At 48.6% G+C, this 597-nt stretch carries 1 protein-coding gene; it reads right to left on the bottom strand.

Annotated features, from left to right (window positions below):
- On the bottom strand, positions 1–597 hold a 597-nt coding region (locus ABD056_RS22805), incomplete at both ends, for a PAS domain S-box protein (protein ID WP_343870597.1).

Raw genomic sequence — 597 nt, 5'->3', positions numbered from 1 at the left:
GTTTTTTACGCTCTGTGATGTCGGAGAAAATGGCGGCGTACTGATTAATTGCACCTTGATCATTACGCACCGCGCTGATAGACAGCCACTCGGGGTAGATTTCACCATTTTTACGTTTATTCCAAATTTCGCCTTGCCAATAGCCCTGCTGCTGCAGTCCTTGCCACATCTGCTGGTAAAAGAGTTGATCGTGTTGACCTGAACTCAACAGGCTGGGGGTTTGACCTAAAGCTTCGTCAGCGCTGTAGCCAGTGAGTTTACAAAAGCTGGGATTGACCGACTGGATGATCCCTCTGGCGTCGGTGATCATCACCGCATCATGGGAGGCTTCTATCACTTTGTAAGCTAAACGCAGGCTACTTTCAGAGGTACGTAACGCCTTGTCTCTGGCCTGCAACGCAGCCTTTAACTCACTGATATACAAATGTTCCATATTCAGCAGTATATGGTTGTGGGATAACAAACCTACAGGTTGACCATAGCTATCAGTCACACCTAAATGGCGAAACCCTTGTTCGCGCAGCAGCCGTACCGCTTGTAACAAACTACTGCGCAATGGCAGTGTCAGTAAGGGCCGGGTTGCTACTTCAGCTAAAG

The organism is Caenispirillum bisanense (genome assembly GCF_039523075.1).
Lineage (GTDB): Bacteria > Pseudomonadota > Alphaproteobacteria > Rhodospirillales > Rhodospirillaceae > Caenispirillum > Caenispirillum bisanense.
The sequence above is the reverse complement of the archived record's forward strand: the minus strand, read 5'-3'. Positions and strand labels throughout refer to the sequence as shown.